General features: G+C 59.2%; 17 protein-coding genes and 1 tRNA gene. 10 read left to right on the top strand and 8 right to left on the bottom strand.

Annotated elements, in window-relative coordinates; all coding sequences use genetic code 11:
- Positions 1-56: 56 nt before the first annotated feature.
- From OHL18_RS08065 to OHL18_RS08040, 6 genes are read left to right on the top strand one after another with little or no spacing between them, the layout of a single operon-like run.
- Complete coding sequence (locus OHL18_RS08065; protein ID WP_263374297.1) at positions 57-2,147, top strand: GumC family protein; 2,091 nt, start codon at positions 57-59, stop codon at positions 2,145-2,147.
- Positions 2,148-2,206: 59 nt separating this feature from the next.
- Positions 2,207-3,619: an oligosaccharide flippase family protein gene (locus OHL18_RS08060; RefSeq protein WP_263374296.1), complete on the top strand. Its 1,413-nt coding sequence runs from the start codon at positions 2,207-2,209 to the stop codon at positions 3,617-3,619.
- A 16-nt stretch (positions 3,620-3,635) separates the two neighbouring features.
- Positions 3,636-4,247, top strand: a complete 612-nt coding sequence (locus tag OHL18_RS23165; protein ID WP_317890471.1) for an acyltransferase — start codon at positions 3,636-3,638, stop codon at positions 4,245-4,247.
- A 14-nt stretch (positions 4,248-4,261) separates the two neighbouring features.
- The gene (locus OHL18_RS08050; RefSeq protein ID WP_263374295.1) at positions 4,262-5,413 is read left to right on the top strand and encodes a glycosyltransferase family 4 protein; all 1,152 of its coding nucleotides are present in this window, start codon (positions 4,262-4,264) and stop codon (positions 5,411-5,413) included.
- Complete coding sequence (locus OHL18_RS08045) at positions 5,410-6,447, top strand: glycosyltransferase (protein WP_263374294.1); 1,038 nt, start codon at positions 5,410-5,412, stop codon at positions 6,445-6,447. Before OHL18_RS08050 ends, OHL18_RS08045 begins: the two co-directional genes overlap by 4 nt.
- An 18-nt stretch (positions 6,448-6,465) precedes the next feature.
- On the top strand, positions 6,466-7,014 hold the full coding sequence (locus tag OHL18_RS08040; RefSeq protein WP_263374293.1) for a serine O-acetyltransferase: 549 nt from the start codon (positions 6,466-6,468) through the stop codon (positions 7,012-7,014).
- A gap of 104 nt (positions 7,015-7,118) precedes the next feature.
- Here OHL18_RS08040 and OHL18_RS08035 read toward each other — a convergent pair whose 3' ends face one another.
- The 3 genes from OHL18_RS08035 to OHL18_RS08025 all read right to left on the bottom strand — a co-directional run bounded on the left by OHL18_RS08035 (position 7,119) and on the right by OHL18_RS08025 (position 8,986).
- A complete protein-coding gene (locus OHL18_RS08035) occupies positions 7,119-8,075 on the bottom strand; it encodes a TIGR01777 family oxidoreductase (RefSeq protein WP_263374292.1) in 957 nt (318 codons plus the stop codon).
- A complete protein-coding gene (locus tag OHL18_RS08030) occupies positions 8,072-8,587 on the bottom strand; it encodes an SRPBCC family protein (RefSeq protein WP_263374291.1) in 516 nt (171 codons plus the stop codon). Before OHL18_RS08030 ends, OHL18_RS08035 begins: the two co-directional genes overlap by 4 nt.
- Positions 8,588-8,909: 322 nt before the next feature.
- Positions 8,910-8,986: transfer RNA gene (locus tag OHL18_RS08025), tRNA-Arg, on the bottom strand.
- A gap of 130 nt (positions 8,987-9,116) precedes the next feature.
- On the opposite strand from OHL18_RS08025, the gene OHL18_RS08020 reads away from it, so the two are divergent.
- Positions 9,117-9,662, top strand: a complete 546-nt coding sequence (locus tag OHL18_RS08020) for a DUF2911 domain-containing protein (protein ID WP_263374290.1) — start codon at positions 9,117-9,119, stop codon at positions 9,660-9,662.
- Between the two features lie 56 nt (positions 9,663-9,718).
- Here OHL18_RS08020 and OHL18_RS08015 read toward each other — a convergent pair whose 3' ends face one another.
- From OHL18_RS08015 to OHL18_RS07995, 5 genes are read right to left on the bottom strand one after another with little or no spacing between them, the layout of a single operon-like run.
- Entirely contained in the window at positions 9,719-10,774 is a 1,056-nt protein-coding gene (locus tag OHL18_RS08015; RefSeq protein WP_263374289.1) for a segregation and condensation protein A, read from the bottom strand.
- Positions 10,775-10,776: 2 nt separating this feature from the next.
- Complete coding sequence (trpS, locus tag OHL18_RS08010) at positions 10,777-11,886, bottom strand: tryptophan--tRNA ligase (protein ID WP_263374288.1); 1,110 nt, start codon at positions 11,884-11,886, stop codon at positions 10,777-10,779.
- Between the two features lie 47 nt (positions 11,887-11,933).
- Complete coding sequence (locus tag OHL18_RS08005; RefSeq protein ID WP_263374287.1) at positions 11,934-12,629, bottom strand: site-2 protease family protein; 696 nt, start codon at positions 12,627-12,629, stop codon at positions 11,934-11,936.
- Positions 12,630-12,685: 56 nt separating this feature from the next.
- Positions 12,686-13,408: an SIMPL domain-containing protein gene (locus OHL18_RS08000; protein WP_263374286.1), complete on the bottom strand. Its 723-nt coding sequence runs from the start codon at positions 13,406-13,408 to the stop codon at positions 12,686-12,688.
- A 43-nt stretch (positions 13,409-13,451) separates the two neighbouring features.
- The gene (locus OHL18_RS07995) at positions 13,452-13,634 is read right to left on the bottom strand and encodes a hypothetical protein (protein ID WP_263374285.1); all 183 of its coding nucleotides are present in this window, start codon (positions 13,632-13,634) and stop codon (positions 13,452-13,454) included.
- A 118-nt stretch (positions 13,635-13,752) separates the two neighbouring features.
- On the opposite strand from OHL18_RS07995, the gene OHL18_RS07990 reads away from it, so the two are divergent.
- The 3 genes from OHL18_RS07990 (at position 13,753) to OHL18_RS07980 (ending at position 16,511) form a co-directional block, all read left to right on the top strand.
- Positions 13,753-14,025: a hypothetical protein gene (locus OHL18_RS07990; protein ID WP_263374284.1), complete on the top strand. Its 273-nt coding sequence runs from the start codon at positions 13,753-13,755 to the stop codon at positions 14,023-14,025.
- A 406-nt stretch (positions 14,026-14,431) separates the two neighbouring features.
- Positions 14,432-16,057 (top strand): hypothetical protein, encoded by a 1,626-nt coding sequence (locus tag OHL18_RS07985; protein ID WP_263374283.1) that lies wholly within the window; start codon positions 14,432-14,434, stop codon positions 16,055-16,057.
- A 169-nt stretch (positions 16,058-16,226) separates the two neighbouring features.
- Positions 16,227-16,511, top strand: coding sequence for a hypothetical protein (locus tag OHL18_RS07980; protein WP_263374282.1), 285 nt, complete (start codon positions 16,227-16,229; stop codon positions 16,509-16,511).
- Positions 16,512-16,542: the final 31 nt, after the last annotated feature.

The raw sequence follows: 16,542 nt of genomic DNA, 5'->3' as shown, positions 1-16,542 counted from the left end.
ACGGAAAAATGCAAAGCATGATGCTTCAAATCCATTTCTCTGGAGAATGATCTAGTATGCCCTCAACCAGCGAGCTCTCCCCGATCGCCGCACCACCTGGAGCTGCGTCCTCCAGCGGCGAGCCCGTACGGGTTGGCATTCAGCCCCTCGACCTCATCCGCCGGCACGCGAAACTAGCGGCCGGGGTCGCTCTCTCAGTGGGCCTGCTTGGCGGCCTGGTGCTGCACAACCGCATGAAGCCGTCGTACGAGTCGACCGCTGTCGTCTACGTGTCGCCCGTCTTCCCCACAGCGCTGGGCGGCGACGGCCACGACCACGACCGCCAGTACGACTCCTTCCTGGAACAACAGATTACCTCGGCCACGCGCTATGAGACGCTGCAGAAGGCGATACGGAAGTTCCCTCAGGCATGGCCGACGGTGTTCCCTGGCGAGCCGGAGCAGAACCAGATTCTCAGACTTCAAAAAGCCTTGAAGGTGGAACAGGTCGGACATAGCTACGAGGTCTCGATCACGCTTGAGAGTGATCGTCCGGCGACAGTTGCGGACTTCGTCAACGAAATTACATCGGAGTACCTTGCCGATGCGCGCGACGAAGAAGTATTTGGCCATGATCAAAAGCTGGCTACCTTGAAGCAGGACAAGGCAGACATCGAACGCCAGCTTGCCGCGGCGATGCAGAAGCAGAGCCAGTTGCTGCAGGATATTGGCATGGCTCACTATGAACCAACGGGTGGCACCAATCCCTTCGACGATAGGCTCAATAAGTTGCGCGGGGACTACGGCGATGCCCGCGAAAAGGCGATCGAGGCAGACGCCGAACTGCATTCCCTGGGCACGGGGAGTACCCCCAGCCCGGCCCTGCTTCAGGCGGCTCAGGAAGAGGTGAATCTTGATGGCACCGTCTCGGCCACCAAAGCCGGGCTGACCGCAAAGAAAGCGACGAACCTTTCGCTCATGACGGGTCTCAAGCCTACTAACCCCGCCTACATCCAAATGCAGAACGATAACGCGGAGATTGATCAACGACTTGATCAGATCAATCGGGATGCAGTTCGCAAGGCTGCAGCACATATTCAGCAACGGGCGTTGTCCGCCAAGGCGCGTGCAACAAGCCTGGAGAACGAACTCGCCACTGACATTGCGAAGACAACCGCGGAAGCATCGACCGCCCGTCCCAGACTGCAGCAGTCGCAGCTCATCGCGTCCGAGGTGGACCGTCTGCTGGCTATGGAAGGCGTAGTCGAGACGCGTCTGCAGAACGTCTCGCTAGAGGGCGATTCGCCCGGATCGGTGCGCCTCTTCTCAGCGGCTCTGCCTCCCAACGGCCCGGTGAAGCGTAAGACGGCGATCGCTTATGGTGCGCTGCTGATCGCGTGCCTCATCTCCGGATTCGCGGCAGCTTTCATCGCCGACGCGGTAGACCCGCACATCTATACCAGCCGTGATATCCGCAAGGTCGTCGGCTTCCCACCGATCGGACTCCTCTTGAGCGACTCGGAGTTCTCGCCAGATATGCAGCGAGAGTATTTCCTGCGTCTGGCGGGCGGTTTGGACCAGGCCCATCGCCGCACGGGTGCCCGCACCTTCGTGTTTCCGTCCGTAGGACGCAGCAGCTCCAGTTCTATTGTGGAGCGGCTTGGAGCCGAGCTTGCGAGCAATGGTCTTCGTGTCCTGGTGGTCAACATCCTGCATCCGGGACAATCGAAACCTCCAGCAAAGACGTCGGCGTCGGTCGCATCCAATACCGAAACAGCGCAGCAAAATCCGCGCTTGCTGTCCGTGACGGATGGCTCGTCACAGCTCTCCACCGAGGTCGACAAGGATCCCTATCGCGTTATCTCGCTTCCTGCGTCGGAGGTTGCTGAGCTGCTTCGCAGGTCGCGCAGTTACTACAACACGATCCTGGTTGCTGCTGACCCGCTGTTTACCTCGGCTTACACGGAGCACTTTGCCCGCACCGCCGATGGTACGGTGCTGATTGTCGACTCCGGCGAGACCCGGAAGGATGAACTCGTCCGCGCGGCAAGGCTCCTCGAACGGTTGAAGATCGCCGGCATCGCCATCGTGTTGAACGGGATCACCGAGAAGCGCGCTGAGGACGATGTGGCTAAGACCATCGCCGACTACCGCCGGAGCGCTGCTTAGACCGGATACGTCTGCGGCCAAGACTCGCCCATTCTGAACAGCCTGCCCCAAGGAGCCTAATGCCTGCCTCTGATTCGCTGCTGCCGCCGCTTACCACCGAAGAGATCGAAGGCGGTGCTGCGGCTGTCGAGGTACTCAAGGCAACGAGCCAGCGCAATCTCGAAGGCAAAGCGCTGAAGGCGACACTTTGGACCGCGGGATCATACGGCGTATCTCAGTCACTACGCCTGGTGAACAATTGGGCAGTGACCCATATGCTGGTGCCGGAGTACTTCGGACTGATGGCGCTGGTCGCGACCATCACACAGGGAGCTACGCTGATCTCTGACATCGGCTTGCTTCCGGGGGTCATTGGATCTCCACGTGGCGATGAGCCCATCTTCCTCGATACCGCCTGGACGATTCAGGTGGTTCGGGGCTGCCTCCTTTGGGTCATCGCGCTGGTTCTCACGATTCCCGTCGCGCACCTCTATCATGATTCGCGGCTCTACATGCTGATCCCTATCGTCGCGTTCAGCACGGTCATCGATGGCTTCGCGAGCAGTAACCTCATGACGGCCGCCAGGCACATCGGTGTCAAACGGCTGTTGATGATCGACCTTTCCAGCCAGATCCTTACCATCCTCGTCACGTTCGGTCTAGCAGTGACCACCCACAGCATCTGGTCACTTGTAGGCGGATCACTGGCCTCCTCTGTGCTTAAGACTTCGATCAGTCACCTTCCGGCTGTTCTTCCAGGGAGGAGAAACTCCTTCGCCTGGGAGAAAGATGCTGTGCACAGCCTCGTCCACTTCGGCAAGTGGATCATGATCGGTACGGCGCTTTACTATCTGGCCTCGCAGGCTGATCGACTCATCCTGGGAAAGCTGATTAGCTTTAGTGTTCTGGGCGTGTACATTGTCGCGTTCACCTTTGCCGACATCCCGCGGCAGGTGATTCAGCAGTTCTCCTACCGCGTGGGTCTTCCCTTCATCGCAAAGATGACACACCTGCCGCTTCCGGAGTTTCGCAAGAACTGTCTCAAATACCGCTTCTTCGTGCTGGCCGCTGGTTCGTTGATCCTCAGCCTGGTAGTCAACTTCGGCGGTCTCATCGTCACGCACATCTACGACAAGCGTTATGTAGATACCGGATGGATGATCCCTATTCTCGCGCTCGGGCTTTGGCATACGTTGATGTATGCAACGATTGGGGACATTCTCTTCGCACTGGGAAAGTCGAAGTATAACGCCATTGGAACGGCGTGCTTCTGCGCTACGATGTTCCTCTCACTCCCCATCGCTTTCGCCCACTTCGGTCTTCGTGGAGCAGTCATCAGCGTTGCAGCCGGAGACTTTCCTTTCTATCTTGTCTTGACCTATGGGGTATGGAAAGAGAAGGTCAGTGTCTGGCGGCAGGACATCTATTCGACTGCCATGTTCCTTGGATTTCTCGGTATAGGCCATTTCGTCAAGAAGCTCATTCTGGGATAAGCAGGGCCTCTGAATTATGTTCAAGAATCTAGTCAGAAAGATCGCCTTCAGGACCGGGAGACTCACCTCTCTCTACCTGAAGCTGTGCGGGCCAGACGGCGTTGAATACGCCGATTTCCTGCGCGCGCGAAAGGTCTTCCACGCTCAGGGCGAGCACTGCAGCATCCTGATGTCGACTCAGTTTTCGGACCCAAAGTATGTAGAACTGGGAAATAACGTCCAATTCGCGACATGCACCATACTCGGCCATGATGGCTCGAACGCGATGCTGAACCGTGCGTACAACGTCGCGCTTGAAGGGGTGGGGGCGGTGCGCATCAAGGACAACGTCTTCATCGGGCATAACGCGATCGTCATGCCCGGCATCACGATCGGCCCCAACGCGATCGTCGCCGCAGGTGCGGTCGTTACGAAAGACGTTCCTCCGGGAACGGTCGTTGGCGGAGTTCCGGCACGCGTAATTGGCAGCATCGAAGAGCTCTTGGCGCGGCGAATCGAGGAGTCGGCACATCTTCCCTGGGCCGACCTGATCGCAAAGCGCGGCGTTCGCGGATTCGATCCCGCGATGGAACCTGAACTCGTCGCCCGTCGCGTCGCCTACTTCTTCAAGGAGGGCTCCGAGGCCTAGCGCCCGGACAAGCTATGAGTTCCAGCGCGCATCCCCTTCGCATCACGTTCCTTCTTCCCATGTCCGCGTCCAAGCCGGCGGGGGGATTCAAGGTCGTCTATGAGTATGCGAACTTCCTCGCCGCACGGGGACATCAAGTCCAGGTGATTCATCCGAACCTGCTGCGGATCGATGAACCATTCTCATCTCTCGGGCCAAGGACAAAGCTGACCGTCTGGCTACGCTACTTCAAGGAAAAATGGACGAACGGCTACCGTCCCGACCACTGGTTCACCGTATCTCCCCGGGTGGGCATGGCATGGACGAAAGATCTATCGCCAGCGAACACTCCGGACGCCGATATCGTCGTCGCCACGGCATGGGAGACTGCGGAATGGGCGGTCACCTATCCCGCCAGCAAGGGCCGTCGCTTCTACATGATTCAGCATCTCGAGACGTGGTCCGGGCCTGAAGAGCGTGTCTTCGACACATGGAAAGCCCCGATGGAAAAGATTGTCATCGCCGGCTGGCTGCAACGCATTGCCACGGAGATGGGACTGACGACTCATCTGATCCCGAACGGCATGGACTTCTCGCGCTTCAAGCAGACGGTGCCGTCTGAGGATCGCGATCCACACCAGTTGCTGATGCTCTATCACATCGTGGAATGGAAGGGTTCGGCTGACGGACTCGCGGCCTTTGAGATCGCGCGACAGACGATTCCAGAGCTGCGCCTGACGCTCTTCGGCATCGATCCTGAGCCACCCAATCTGCCCACCGGTGTCGAGTATCACCACCAGCCGCCACAAGATAAGTTGAATGGCTTCTACAACCGTGCCGCAGTCTTCATCAGCCCCAGCTGGACCGAAGGCTGGGGGCTTCCACCAGCCGAAGCCCTGATGTGCGGCGGTGCCATCGCCGTGACGCGCGGCGGCGCCGACGAGGCATTTGCAATCGATAACGAGACCGCGCTGGTAAGTCCGATCAAAGATCCGGCAGCGCTAGCAGCCAACATCATCCGGCTCGTTCGCGATAAGGAGCTACGCCTGCGACTAGCTCGGCGAGGACATGATCTCATCCAGCAGTTCACCTGGGAGCGCTCCGGTGCGGCGCTGGAGGCTTTGATGCTTGACGCCGTCGCGCCGAAGGCCGAACCTGCGAACGCAGAGATCGAGACAGCCGTATGAGCGACACGACTGCAAACCCATCGCTTCCACGCATAGGCGTCGTCGTCATCGGACGCAACGAAGGTGAGCGCCTCCGCGCCTGCCTCGACTCTGTCCTTGCAATGAACTACCCAGGTGACCTGCTGGACGTGATCTATGTCGACTCCTCCTCGACTGACAGCTCGGTGGCACTGGCAGAGAGCATGGGAGTGCGGACGATTGTGCTCGAAGGGCCCACGACAGCGGCGCGCGGTCGCAACGCAGGCTGGGCCGCCACGGATGCTCCCTTCATTCTCTTCCTCGACGGAGACACGCTGCTCCATCCAGAGTTTGTGGCCACTGCTCTACCCCGGCTTGCGGATGAAAGCATCGCTGGCGTCTACGGAGATCGCCGCGAGATGCGCACCGTCGATTCGATCTACAACGCAATCTTCGATATGGATTGGAACGCAGCGTCGAGCTCTGGCAGCAGTTGGTCGATCTTCTTCGGAGGAGATGCTCTGGTCCGCCGGTCAGCGCTCGAAAGCGTTGGCGGCTATAATGAATCCCTGATCGCGGGTGAGGAGCCGGACCTTTGCAGGCGCATGCGGGGACTGGGCAATCGTATCCTGCACATCGATGTCCCCATGACACTGCATGATCTCGCCATGTACACGATCAAGCAGTACTGGCGGCGGTCAGTTCGCACCGGCTATGCGTATGCCGAGATCTCTTCGATGTACGCCAGCACGAACGATCCGCTCTGGCGTGCCGAGAGCAAGAGCAACTGGACGCGCGGAATCTTCTGGACCTGCGGGCCCGCGTTCGCGGTTCTGCTCTCGCTGCTGATGTGGTCGCTGCTACCCATCCTTCTGTTTCTGCTGGTTGCGCTAGCCCTGTTCACACGCACCGCGAGGAAGGTGCGAAGCAGAACTGAATCCGCGAAACTGCTCGCCGCATACAGCGTCCATTCACACCTGCAGCAGATTCCCATCTTCTTCGGCCAGCTTCGGTATCGCCGGCAACGCCAGCGCGGCGGCAACGCGGCTATCATCGAGTACAAATCCATCCCATAACCCTGTGGAGCGTTCGCGATGTTCAAGGACTTCAAGGAAGACTGGGCCACCTACAGCGGCAACATCGGTCACCGTGGCCTGTGGGCGATGGCGACCTATCGCTTTGGGCAGTGGCGCTACACGATCAAGTCAGGATTGATCCGCAAGCCGTTCTCGATGCTCTATAAAGTCCTCAAGGTCTTCAGCGAGATGGTCACCGGCGTCGAGCTTCCCTGCGAAGCGGTGGTTGGCAAGCGCCTCGTCATCGAGCACGCCTTCGACATCGTCGTGAGCGGCGACGCCGTGCTGGGCGATGATGTCATCTTGCGCAATGGAGTCACGATCGGCCTGCGCCATCGACTCATTCGCGGATCGCCGGTGATTGGCAATCGCTGCGATATTGGCGCTGGCGCCAAGTTGCTGGGGCCAATCAAGATCGGTGATGACGTCGCCATTGGAGCAAACGCGGTAGTTATTACAGATGTCCCCTCGAACTCAATCGCTGTCGGCGTCCCGGCAAAGATTCGCCCACGCAAGCCGGAGACCGCACCCACAACGATGCCGTTGAACGAACTCACGCCGCAGTAATCAGCTTGCTTGCGACCAGCGGGAGCACCACGCGAAGCCCAAAACATGTCACGAAGTGACCGCCCCGCGCGCAGCGGGTCCGTCCGACAGGACAAGTTTCTTCTCTACATTGAAGAACGAGCGCGCCATCGCATGACCAATTCGCGTGAAGCGTCAGGCCAATCGGGATAGAGGAACTCGAAGCCAGCGTCGAGAAGACGGCCGGGAATAACTTGGCGGCTCTTGAGAATCAGCTCGGATTCTGTGCGCAGAAATAAGGTCCCGATTTCGAGCATCCACCCAGCGACCGGCAGGCCTATGGACGTGCCCCATTCCTGGCGAAGGATACGCATGAAGTTGCGGTTCGGCAGCGGATGGGGAGAGGCAAGGTTGACGGCCCCAGCGATGTACTCTCGCTCAATGAGGAATTCGACCGCACGGATGAAGTCTGCCTCATGGATCCAGGACACATATTGATTGCCCGGAAGTGTTGTGCCTCCGAGTCCGTGGCGAACCAGGCCAAGGAAGACATCGAAGACCCCGCCGCGGTCGGGACTCAGAGTCATGGCGCTACGTAGCGCGATCTTCCTCGTCCCAGGAATGGTGGTGGAGAAGAACTCTTGTTCCCACGCCTTCGCCACCTGAATCGAAAAGTTCCAAGTGTCGGGTGCGCCCGGCTCGTCGCCGCCGAACTCACCTGTGACCTCGTCCATCGGGCGGTCCAGTGCGTGACGGTAGATCGTGGCGGTGCTGGCGTTGAGCCAAACGGCAGGAGGGTTCGCCAGAGCAGCGATAGCCTGGTTGAGTACCTGCGTTGACCGGACACGCGATTCGAAGATGGCTCGGCGGTTTGCTGGAGTGTATCGGCAGTTGACGCTTCTGCCAGCGAGATTGATACAGACCTCGCATCCGTCCAGTTCGTTTATCCATGGACCGAGCGTAAGACCATCCCAGGCAACGACACGCCAGGGTGCGGCGTGAGGGATACGGCTGAGAACGGTTACGGCATGACCTTGCCGGTGAAAGTGGCGGGCGAGAATGTGGCCAACTTGCCCAGTGCCCCCGGGAATGACGATCTTCATTGCAACACATCCTTTCGCTTTGTCTCAACGGCAGTAAGGTAATGTGGCCATTCCGCGGACTCGGCGATTCGCTTGATCACAGCATTGCGCTCGCGCACAAGAGCCAGCATGTAGCGTCTCAGGAAGAGGAACTCCGCAGTCGGTCCAAGGATGGGAAGCGGCGCAGCGATGGCATAGATGTCCTTCATCTCGGTTGCGCCAGTCGGAAGGACCCGAAATATATGGTCAGCCTGCATCGACCGAAAGATGCCCTTGATCATCGTCACCTGAAGATGGAATGGCGGCTCGAGGAGCGTCACCTCGCTGGTCAGGTCATGCCAGAAGCCGAAGTGCTTCGCGCGCCAAGTCACCTGCTGGCCGAGGCCGGTGAGGCCTGAGGTGATTCCACCAACCGCGAGCGCCTGCTCGCCAGAGTGGACGTTAGCGACCAGGTGCACGTCGACGCTGCGAGCGAGATCGAAGCAACGCTCAATTGGGGCATCGATGACCGTCGTCTTTTCGAATCTGATCATGACGCTAAGCTCAGCTTTCCTGCACAGCTTGGATCGAGCCGATTTGAACAAGCCGCCTGAGAGTCTGAGCGAGCGAATCTATCGTCGGCAGCGCGATCTTTTTGATCATGTTCAAATCATGCCCTGGAGGCGATGGGACGTCAAGAATTATTTGAACGCGTTCGGAATTGAGAGGTGGACGTGTAAGGAGCAGGCATTCCACACTGCGGAGTTTTCATCGCACGAGGACTGTGCGATGCGAGAGGCAGGCGCGTGAGCGACCACCTGCGCAGGCGCCCGTCTTTGAAGACACAGAATATCTAAGGTGGCTGAGAAGCGAAGGTGGTGCACCCGAGAAGATTCGAACTTCTGACCTACAGCTTCGGAGGCTGCCGCTCTATCCAGCTGAGCTACGGGTGCATGCTTTAAGCCTAGCACGAGCCGCCCCGCACTTCCATCCGGCAAACAGCCGCAGTTGACACCCGCCACGTCACGCTTGAACATCGGAGACGTTCGTTTAGCTGAATCGAAGAAAGCGAGACCCGCCAAAATGTTTCTCCGCTCCCTAGCCTGTACGCTGCTGCTTGCCAGCTCCACTCTCGCCGTTCCGACGCTGGGATGTGCCCAAATGGCTGACTCCAGCAAGCCTCTCGCCAGTCCAGCCGCAACCGCCAGCGTCGCCATGGGCGACGCCAAGATCACCATCGCCTATAACTCCCCCTCTGTGCGCGGCCGCAAGATCGTGGGTGGCCTGGTCCCCTACGGCAAGGTATGGCGCACCGGCGCGAACCCTGCCACCACATTGACCACCTCAAGCGACCTGCACTTCGGCAACCTCCTGGTGCCAGCCGGGACGCACACGATCTACACCTATCCCAGTGAGAAGCAGTGGCTGCTGATCATCAACAAGCAGACGGGCCAGTGGGGCACGGAGTATGACGTAACCAAGGACTTGGGCCGCGTTCCGATGACTGCGAAGCCGATGTCCAGCCCGCAGGAGGTCATGTCGATCAGCTTCGAGAACACGACGGCAACCTCAACCGAGTTGCACGTGCGCTGGGAGAAGACCGACGAGTTTGTGAAGATCACGAAGTAGCCGCTATTCGGCTGCCCCACGTCTCGATTCTGAGACGTGGGTGATCGCCATAGACGTTATCGCCAATCGTCCCGCGTCTGGGCCTGATCCGCGAAGACCGTGTCAAAGTTCTCCGTCTTTTTGATGAGAATGTCGCCCATCAACGCAGGCTGATTCAGCAGGACGGCCTGTAGCCTTACCAGCTCCAGCATCGCGAGAAACATGCAGATCAGCGCGCGCTCCGAGTGGGTCTGGTGCAGCAGCTTGCGCAGCGAGACAGGCTTCTCTTCCATCAACAGCCGGCGCTTTACGTATTCGATCATCTGCGCGACAGTCACCGATTCCTCATCGACATTCAACACTGGCCGAGACCGCATCCGCGCCAGGATGTCTTGAAAGACCCGAACAAGGTCCGGTACGTCGGCGGCAATCTCGCGTTCAGCACCGGTATCTTCGCGGAACTCGCGAATGCCGGGAACTGACCACGTTGCGTCCTCGATCTGCTGTTTCTGCATCAGCATCTGCGCGGCAGCCTTGAAGCGCTCGTGTTCGAGCAAACGCTCCACCAGCTCCCGCCGCGGGTCTTCGGAGTCCACACCAGTAACGTCGCTCGGGTCGCGCGGCAGCATGGTCTTGCTCTTGATGTGGATGAGCAGCGAAGCCATGTAGATGAACTCGCCCGCTGAATCCACATCCACCTGCTTCAAGTGGTGCGTGTACTCGAGGAACTGCGACGTGATCTGAGAGATCGGAATGTCGTAGATGTCGATGTTCTGCTTGCGGATCAGGTCGAGCAGCAGGTCGAAAGGGCCGTCATAGACCTGCCCCACGGTGACGGAGAACGGCGACTGCGACGCCTCTTCCTTGGCCACCGAGTTTTTCTTCGCGTCGCTGCGCTTCGACTCCGGCGGAGGCGCGGCGATGGGACGAGGCTCCAAAGCAAACGGCTCCTGCGGCTCTCCTTGAGACACCACTGCAACGTCTTCCTGAGCCGCAGCACTAACCTCTTCCCGCACCACCTCAGAAACGTCTTCCTGAGCGGAGCGCAGCAGAGTCGAAGGACCTGCATCCCCGCTCACGTCTGCACGACCGCCGCGATCTTCAGCCTCGTTTTGAACAATCTCGTCAGCCATGGCTAGTCGACACCCATCGCGACGCGAACTTCCTGCAGCGTCTGGTTGGCACGCTCGTTGGCGCGCGCATTTCCTGCCTGCAGAATCGACGCAACTTCGTCCGGATTGGCCTCGAAGTAGCGACGACGCTCCTGGATCGGAACCAGTTCCCTAACCACCGCGTCCGCCAGCCAACCCTTGCACTGGATGCAGCCGATACCTGCGGTGCGACAGCCCTCAGAGGCCTCGGCCTTTACTTCTTCACTCGAGAAGACCTTATGCAGATCGAAGACCGGGCATACTTCCGGATTGCCGGGATCGGTACGGCGCACGCGCGCCGGATCGGTGACCATGCCCTTCAGCTTCTGCCGGAGCACTGGCTCCTCTTCTGAGAGCAGAATCGTGTTGCCGTAGCTCTTCGACATCTTGCGGCCATCGAGGCCAGGGAGCTTGGGCGAGGGCGTCAGCAGTACATCGGGCTCAGGAAGGATTATCGAAGCGGGAGAAGAGAGCTCCTCTGCCAGCTTCTCCTTATCGGAGTGCGCCGATCCAAGGGCCTGATCCTCGCGCGCGCCGTAGATATGGTTAAAGCGCCGGGCGATCTCGCGCGTGATCTCAACGTGCGCGGCCTGATCCTGTCCCACCGGCACGTACTTCGGCTTGTAAAGCAAAATGTCCGCAGACTGCAGCAGCGGGTAGCCGAGGAAACCGTAGGTTGCGAGGTCTTTCTCGCGCAACTGCTCCTGCTGGTCCTTGTAGCTGGGTACACGCTCCAGCCAGGAGAGCGGCGTGATGTTGCTGAGCAGGACATGAAGCTCAAAGTGGGCCGGAACCGCGCTCTGGGCGAAGATCGTGCATAGTTTCGGGTCAAGGCCACCCGCCAGAAAATCCAGCAGCACGTCGCTCCGGTTCTCCTTGATCTTGCTGGTGTCGGCGTAGTCGGTGGTCAGCGCATGGTAGTCGGCAAGAAAGAAGTAGCACTCGTACTCATGCTGCAACTTCACCCAGTTGTAGAGCGCTCCCATGTAATTGCCGAGATGCAGCTTTCCTGTCGGCCGCATTCCGCTCAGTACGCGCGGCCGTTCGCCGGTGCTCGCCGGATTTTGCCCTGATTCAGTCGTCGAAAGTGTCATTCCCTGCCGAATTCCTCAAAAACTTTATGGTACTTGATCGGCCTGACCTAAAGCGCGTTCAGGACGTTGTCGAATATCGTCAGCATGGGAACAAGAATGAAGAGGATGATCCGGAAACCAATGAAAAAGAAGGCGATCATGAGGTAAAAGCTCCAGCTGTCGAAGGTCTGCTGGGCGTTGTAGGGCAGGAAATAGCGCAGTACCTTACCGCCGTCGAGCGACGGCAATGGCACCAGGTTGAAAGCGAAGAGCAGAAGGTTTACGAGGATGCCGTAATAGAGAAACAGCAGAATGGGGAAGACCGGCGGCAGGTCGAGCGTCGAGACCATGGGGTCGCGGAAGGCGAGCCGCGAGGCGATATCGAGCGATTCGGTCGTGCCGGCAACTGTGTGCTTGAGCACCACCAGGATCAGCAGGCAGACCGCAGCAGCCGCCAGATGCGCGAGCGGCCCGGTGAGATAGATGAACATCTCGTCTTTGTAGCGCTTGAGGTTACGAGTCGTGATGGGGATGGGCTTGCCCCAGCCGAGCACCAGCGGGCTGCGGAAGATAAACAGAGCCGGCCAGATCAGCGTCCCCAGCAGGTCGAAGTGCTTGACCGGGTTCAACGTCATCCGGCCCAGCATTTTGGCGGTGGGGTCGCCGAGGCGGGCGGCCATCCACGCCTGCGCCGCATCGTGGATGGAGATCGCTAACAGGAGAACAACAAATTCAAAGATTGCGAGTGCAACGTCCTGACTCATACCTCCAGCTTATCGGAAGCATGAGTTCGACGCGGGAAGCCCGGAGGTGCAGCAGGCTACTGAAGCGAAAACACCGCATAGACGGTCGCCGACTTCGATATCTTCTCCGGTCGAATCGCCAGCGGCTTGAGATTTTTATTGAGCACCCTGCTCATACTCGCCGAATCGGTATTCAGCACTCCAAAGATCCCGGGCCTCGGGGGTGTTTGGTTGCTCGCATACACGAGCGGCCCCAGCGTTACGCCCAACCCTTTGGTCATCCGTTCCGCAATTTGCTTCGCGTGAATCAGCGCCTTCTCCGCCGCCTCGCTCTCGAGCTTCGAGTCATCCGCAAGCTGCCAGTTGATGTTCCCGCTGTTATTCGCTCCAGCGGTGACCGCGACATGCAGCGTATCCGCAGCCGCATCCGCTGGCACCGTAACCGTCCATCCCTGAGAAGCCACGAATCGAATCCCCTTGCTGTATCGCGGCTTGTCCTCATCGCCGATGCCCGAGAGGTTCTGCTCTGTGCTCTCAATCTGCTCCGGCTTGACTCCAGCATCTTTCAGCGCCTTCATGATCGCGTTCGAACTCTTCGAAGCCTCGGCATAAGTCGAATCCTGATCGGCCCCGTAGACGGTGTAGCCCACTGAAACTACCGCCCGATCCGCAACGGCCTGCGCCTCGTCCGTCGTCGTAATCGCGATCGTCCGATTGTCCTTGTTCACCTGAATCGTCTGCGATTGTGCCGCAAACGTCATCGCCGCAATCGCGACTGCCGTAAGTCCGATCCTGTACATAATCCCCCGTTCAAGAGTTCAAGCGGCAATAGCCGCAGGTGGGTTAGACGTCGCCGTCCCGCTTCTCCAGCAGGTCGGCCAGCGTCTCTTTATGCTTTGGTTTCGCCGCGAGCTTCTGCTTCGGATCAGGAATCACGCGCTCGGGCGGCGGCGTGCCTACGCGGTCCCGCGCGTTCTCCTTCACCGCCTTCACAATCGAGAACACCCTCTTTTTTGCCTTCTTCATCGCACTTTCTTTCCAGAGCCTCGGTCATTATCCCCTACTTCACTCTGGCCCGCACAAGGCCTAAGATACTGGAGGCGCAATTGCACCGTTGCGCCTGTAACCCCAGGGGAGATCAGGCATGGAAGAACGTGATTTTTTTGATGAACGGCCCGAGAACCGCACCCACACGATGACCTGTCCGCACTGCGGCCAGCCGGGAGAGTACGAGGTGAGTTGGCTGGTTCGCCGCAAGAAGGCCCAGTTACCGCGCGGCGCCGACGACCGCGACCGTGCTCGCTTCGCCAAGGCCCAAAGCTACATGGTCCGTCGCGACGACATGCTCGGCTGCAAGAACATTCGCTGCCGCAAGCGGTTCGATGTGACCAGCGTTCAGTCGGTGGCGTTCCTCTAGAGCACAAAGTCGGGGCTGCCGGAGAGGATCCATCGATCCCTCCGGCAGCCCGATGGCGAAGAAGGTCAGCAGCGGCGGGGCTACATGACCTTCCAAAACTTTCGCAGATGACTTGAGGCCGAGCCTGTTGGCCGGGTTACCGAGGAGTACGTCGAGTCTCTGCGCCTGCGGTCGGACGCTTGGAGCGCGTTGCTATAATCGACGCACCGAAGCCTAATTCAAATAACAATTAGCTCAGCGTTTGCAATGTGCAAGAAGCCGGAAAGGCCAACCACCCATGCTGCTGTCGGACTCCCCTGCCAATTTGAATTCAGTTGAGCCGAACCGAGGGCCGAACCCAACTCGGATTCCCGGATGGACGCTTTTCGATAAGGTACTGGTCTGGGCCATCGCAGTGTATGGTGCGATGGCATCGCTGCTTCTGCTGCTGACTCCGAAGCTGTTCCTTCCGGCCGAAGATGCGGCGATCCTCTTCCAGTTCAGCCGGAACCTGGCCGTCCATGGAGCCATCACCTTCATTCCGATGGGTCCGCGCGCTGAAGGCGCGACCGACTTCGCCTGGATGGTGCTGATCTCGCTGGGCATGAAGCTTCACATCGATCCGATGTGGCTGGTCGCGGTGCTGAACGTCGCCTCGATTCTGCTACTGGCAGACCTCCTGATCCGGATCGCGGGGCGCAAGCCAAAGTTGCTCTCCCTGTTTTTTGTCGTGGGCACCATCGCCCTGATGCCGCAGATCGTGGCGGCTATCGGGGGATTTTCAAGCCTCCCGTTCGCTTATCTGCTGATTGCGTTCGTGTACTTCTTTCTTCAACGAAACGATGCAGCGATGGCGCTCGCCGGCCTGGTGCTTTGCCTCTTCCGTCCGGACGGGGTGGTATTTGTCGTTCCCTTGCTGATTGCCGGCCTGGTGATCTATCCGGCTCGTTTGAGGCGGCTGGCGCTTTACACGGCGTTGTTCGTCGTGCCGGGGCTCTGCTACTTCGTCTGGCGCTGGCATTACTTCGGCCAGATGCTGCCGCTGCCCTTCCTGGTGAAGGCAAGTGCGCCGCGCATCTGGCATCTGTTCGTCGAGACCTCGCTGAAGCAATGGAAGCTGCTTGGCCTCTTCTCGCTGGTGGTGCTGGTGTATGCAATGCGCGGGCGTCTAGCTGACGCACGGAACCGGGCTGTCCTGTTGTGCATCGTGGTGCTGCCGAACCTGTTTTACCTCGCCATGCGGCTCGACCAGAACGTCGGCCACCGGTTCTTTATCTATCTACCGATCGGGACGGCACTGCTGATCGCGATGAACTGGACGGAACTGCGCCCGAAGGCACCGACGCTGCTGCGTCTAAGCGTGCTCCTGTGGGTGATGCTGATCGCACGCATCTGGTTCACTGAAGGCAAGTACGCATACGTTCTGCAGTACGACAACCGGCGCGCGATCGCGCAGGAGATGGCGAACCTGCCGCCCGGCAAGCTGATCCTGAGCGAAGCGGGGCTGGTCACGTACTACTCGCACTGGGCCGTGTACGACCCCTGGGGGTTGAATACGGCAGATTATGCAAAGCGGCTCTTCAAGCCCTCGGACGTGGAGCAGATCAAGCCGGACCTGATCCTGGTCTACACAGGCGGAGATATTGACTGCTTCCGCCACGCGGATTGGGATGTCCCTTACACTACCCGGACATGGAAGCACATGACGCGGAATGTGCTTGCGGGCGCGGACCTGGCGAACTACCAGCTTTGGCTGCTGCCGGCAGGCAATACCCGCTACAGGAGTTGGAAACATGAACCGGGATGGGAGGGCGACCAGGAGTGCTGGCTCGTCCGTAAGAATGGTGTCGACGAGGCGCAGCTGACCTCCATCTTGGCGCGACACGGCGGCTTGCCAGCCCAGGATTACCTGGCGCATTCACCGGGGCCCGGGCCGGGTGGCAATGGCTTGGAGATCGATGGGGCAAAGCAGCCGGTCGACAACGAGAAAAGAACCGGCCTGCGTCTGGTAAAGCACTGGGTAGGCGAAGCCTGGCGCTCGCTGGACGAGTAGAGCAGGGCTTCATCGATTCCAGCTTTACGGATGAATGAGTATTCATTTATGCTTCGCTGCGTAGACGGAACTCCCAAATCGAATGCACCGGCAGCCGTTAGATCAACAAGATGAGCAAGCTGTGATTTAATGGGTCTGTACTGAACCGACGCAGGAGAGAACAAGACCGATGGCGAACATGCTGCTGAGCCCGAAGGAACGGAACCTTACCCCGGACGAAGTCGAACACCTGGACAAGCGCCGCCGTCGTGGCCAGCTCTTCCTGGTTATTTGCTTCCAGTGCCTCATCGTGTCGACGCTGCTGACACTTTGGACGGGTCAGGATCTTACCTACTCTCCGGGCTGGGCTCATCCTGTCGCTTACTGGAACGCGACCACGCTGATTCTGGCGACGTTCTTCGGCCTTACCGGACTTCGTCTACGCCGTGGGAGCACCGAGTTCATCAGCTATTAGGCTTTCTTTCGCTGGCCGCTGAAGAATTCAA

The sequence above is a fragment of the Granulicella aggregans genome, assembly GCF_025685565.1.
Classification (GTDB): domain Bacteria; phylum Acidobacteriota; class Terriglobia; order Terriglobales; family Acidobacteriaceae; genus Edaphobacter; species Edaphobacter aggregans_B.
This window is presented reverse-complemented; position numbering and strand designations above follow the sequence as displayed.

Bases quoted from the DNA above. Each gene is read 5' to 3' on its own strand.
- OHL18_RS08050 (WP_263374295.1), top strand. From the start codon at position 4,262: ATGAGTTCCAGCGCGCATCCCCTTCGCATCACGTTCCTTCTTCCCATG.
- trpS (WP_263374288.1), bottom strand. From the start codon at position 11,886: ATGACACTTTCGACGACTGAATCAGGGCAAAATCCGGCGAGCACCGGC.
- OHL18_RS07980 (WP_263374282.1), top strand. From the start codon at position 16,227: ATGGCGAACATGCTGCTGAGCCCGAAGGAACGGAACCTTACCCCGGAC.
- OHL18_RS08000 (WP_263374286.1), bottom strand. From the start codon at position 13,408: ATGTACAGGATCGGACTTACGGCAGTCGCGATTGCGGCGATGACGTTT.
- OHL18_RS08045 (WP_263374294.1), top strand. From the start codon at position 5,410: ATGAGCGACACGACTGCAAACCCATCGCTTCCACGCATAGGCGTCGTC.
- OHL18_RS23165 (WP_317890471.1), top strand. From the start codon at position 3,636: ATGTTCAAGAATCTAGTCAGAAAGATCGCCTTCAGGACCGGGAGACTC.
- OHL18_RS07995 (WP_263374285.1), bottom strand. From the start codon at position 13,634: ATGAAGAAGGCAAAAAAGAGGGTGTTCTCGATTGTGAAGGCGGTGAAG.
- OHL18_RS08035 (WP_263374292.1), bottom strand. From the start codon at position 8,075: ATGAAGATCGTCATTCCCGGGGGCACTGGGCAAGTTGGCCACATTCTC.
- OHL18_RS08020 (WP_263374290.1), top strand. From the start codon at position 9,117: ATGTTTCTCCGCTCCCTAGCCTGTACGCTGCTGCTTGCCAGCTCCACT.
- OHL18_RS08030 (WP_263374291.1), bottom strand. From the start codon at position 8,587: ATGATCAGATTCGAAAAGACGACGGTCATCGATGCCCCAATTGAGCGT.
- OHL18_RS07985 (WP_263374283.1), top strand. From the start codon at position 14,432: ATGGCATCGCTGCTTCTGCTGCTGACTCCGAAGCTGTTCCTTCCGGCC.
- OHL18_RS07990 (WP_263374284.1), top strand. From the start codon at position 13,753: ATGGAAGAACGTGATTTTTTTGATGAACGGCCCGAGAACCGCACCCAC.
- OHL18_RS08015 (WP_263374289.1), bottom strand. From the start codon at position 10,774: ATGGCTGACGAGATTGTTCAAAACGAGGCTGAAGATCGCGGCGGTCGT.
- OHL18_RS08065 (WP_263374297.1), top strand. From the start codon at position 57: ATGCCCTCAACCAGCGAGCTCTCCCCGATCGCCGCACCACCTGGAGCT.
- OHL18_RS08060 (WP_263374296.1), top strand. From the start codon at position 2,207: ATGCCTGCCTCTGATTCGCTGCTGCCGCCGCTTACCACCGAAGAGATC.
- OHL18_RS08040 (WP_263374293.1), top strand. From the start codon at position 6,466: ATGTTCAAGGACTTCAAGGAAGACTGGGCCACCTACAGCGGCAACATC.
- OHL18_RS08005 (WP_263374287.1), bottom strand. From the start codon at position 12,629: ATGAGTCAGGACGTTGCACTCGCAATCTTTGAATTTGTTGTTCTCCTG.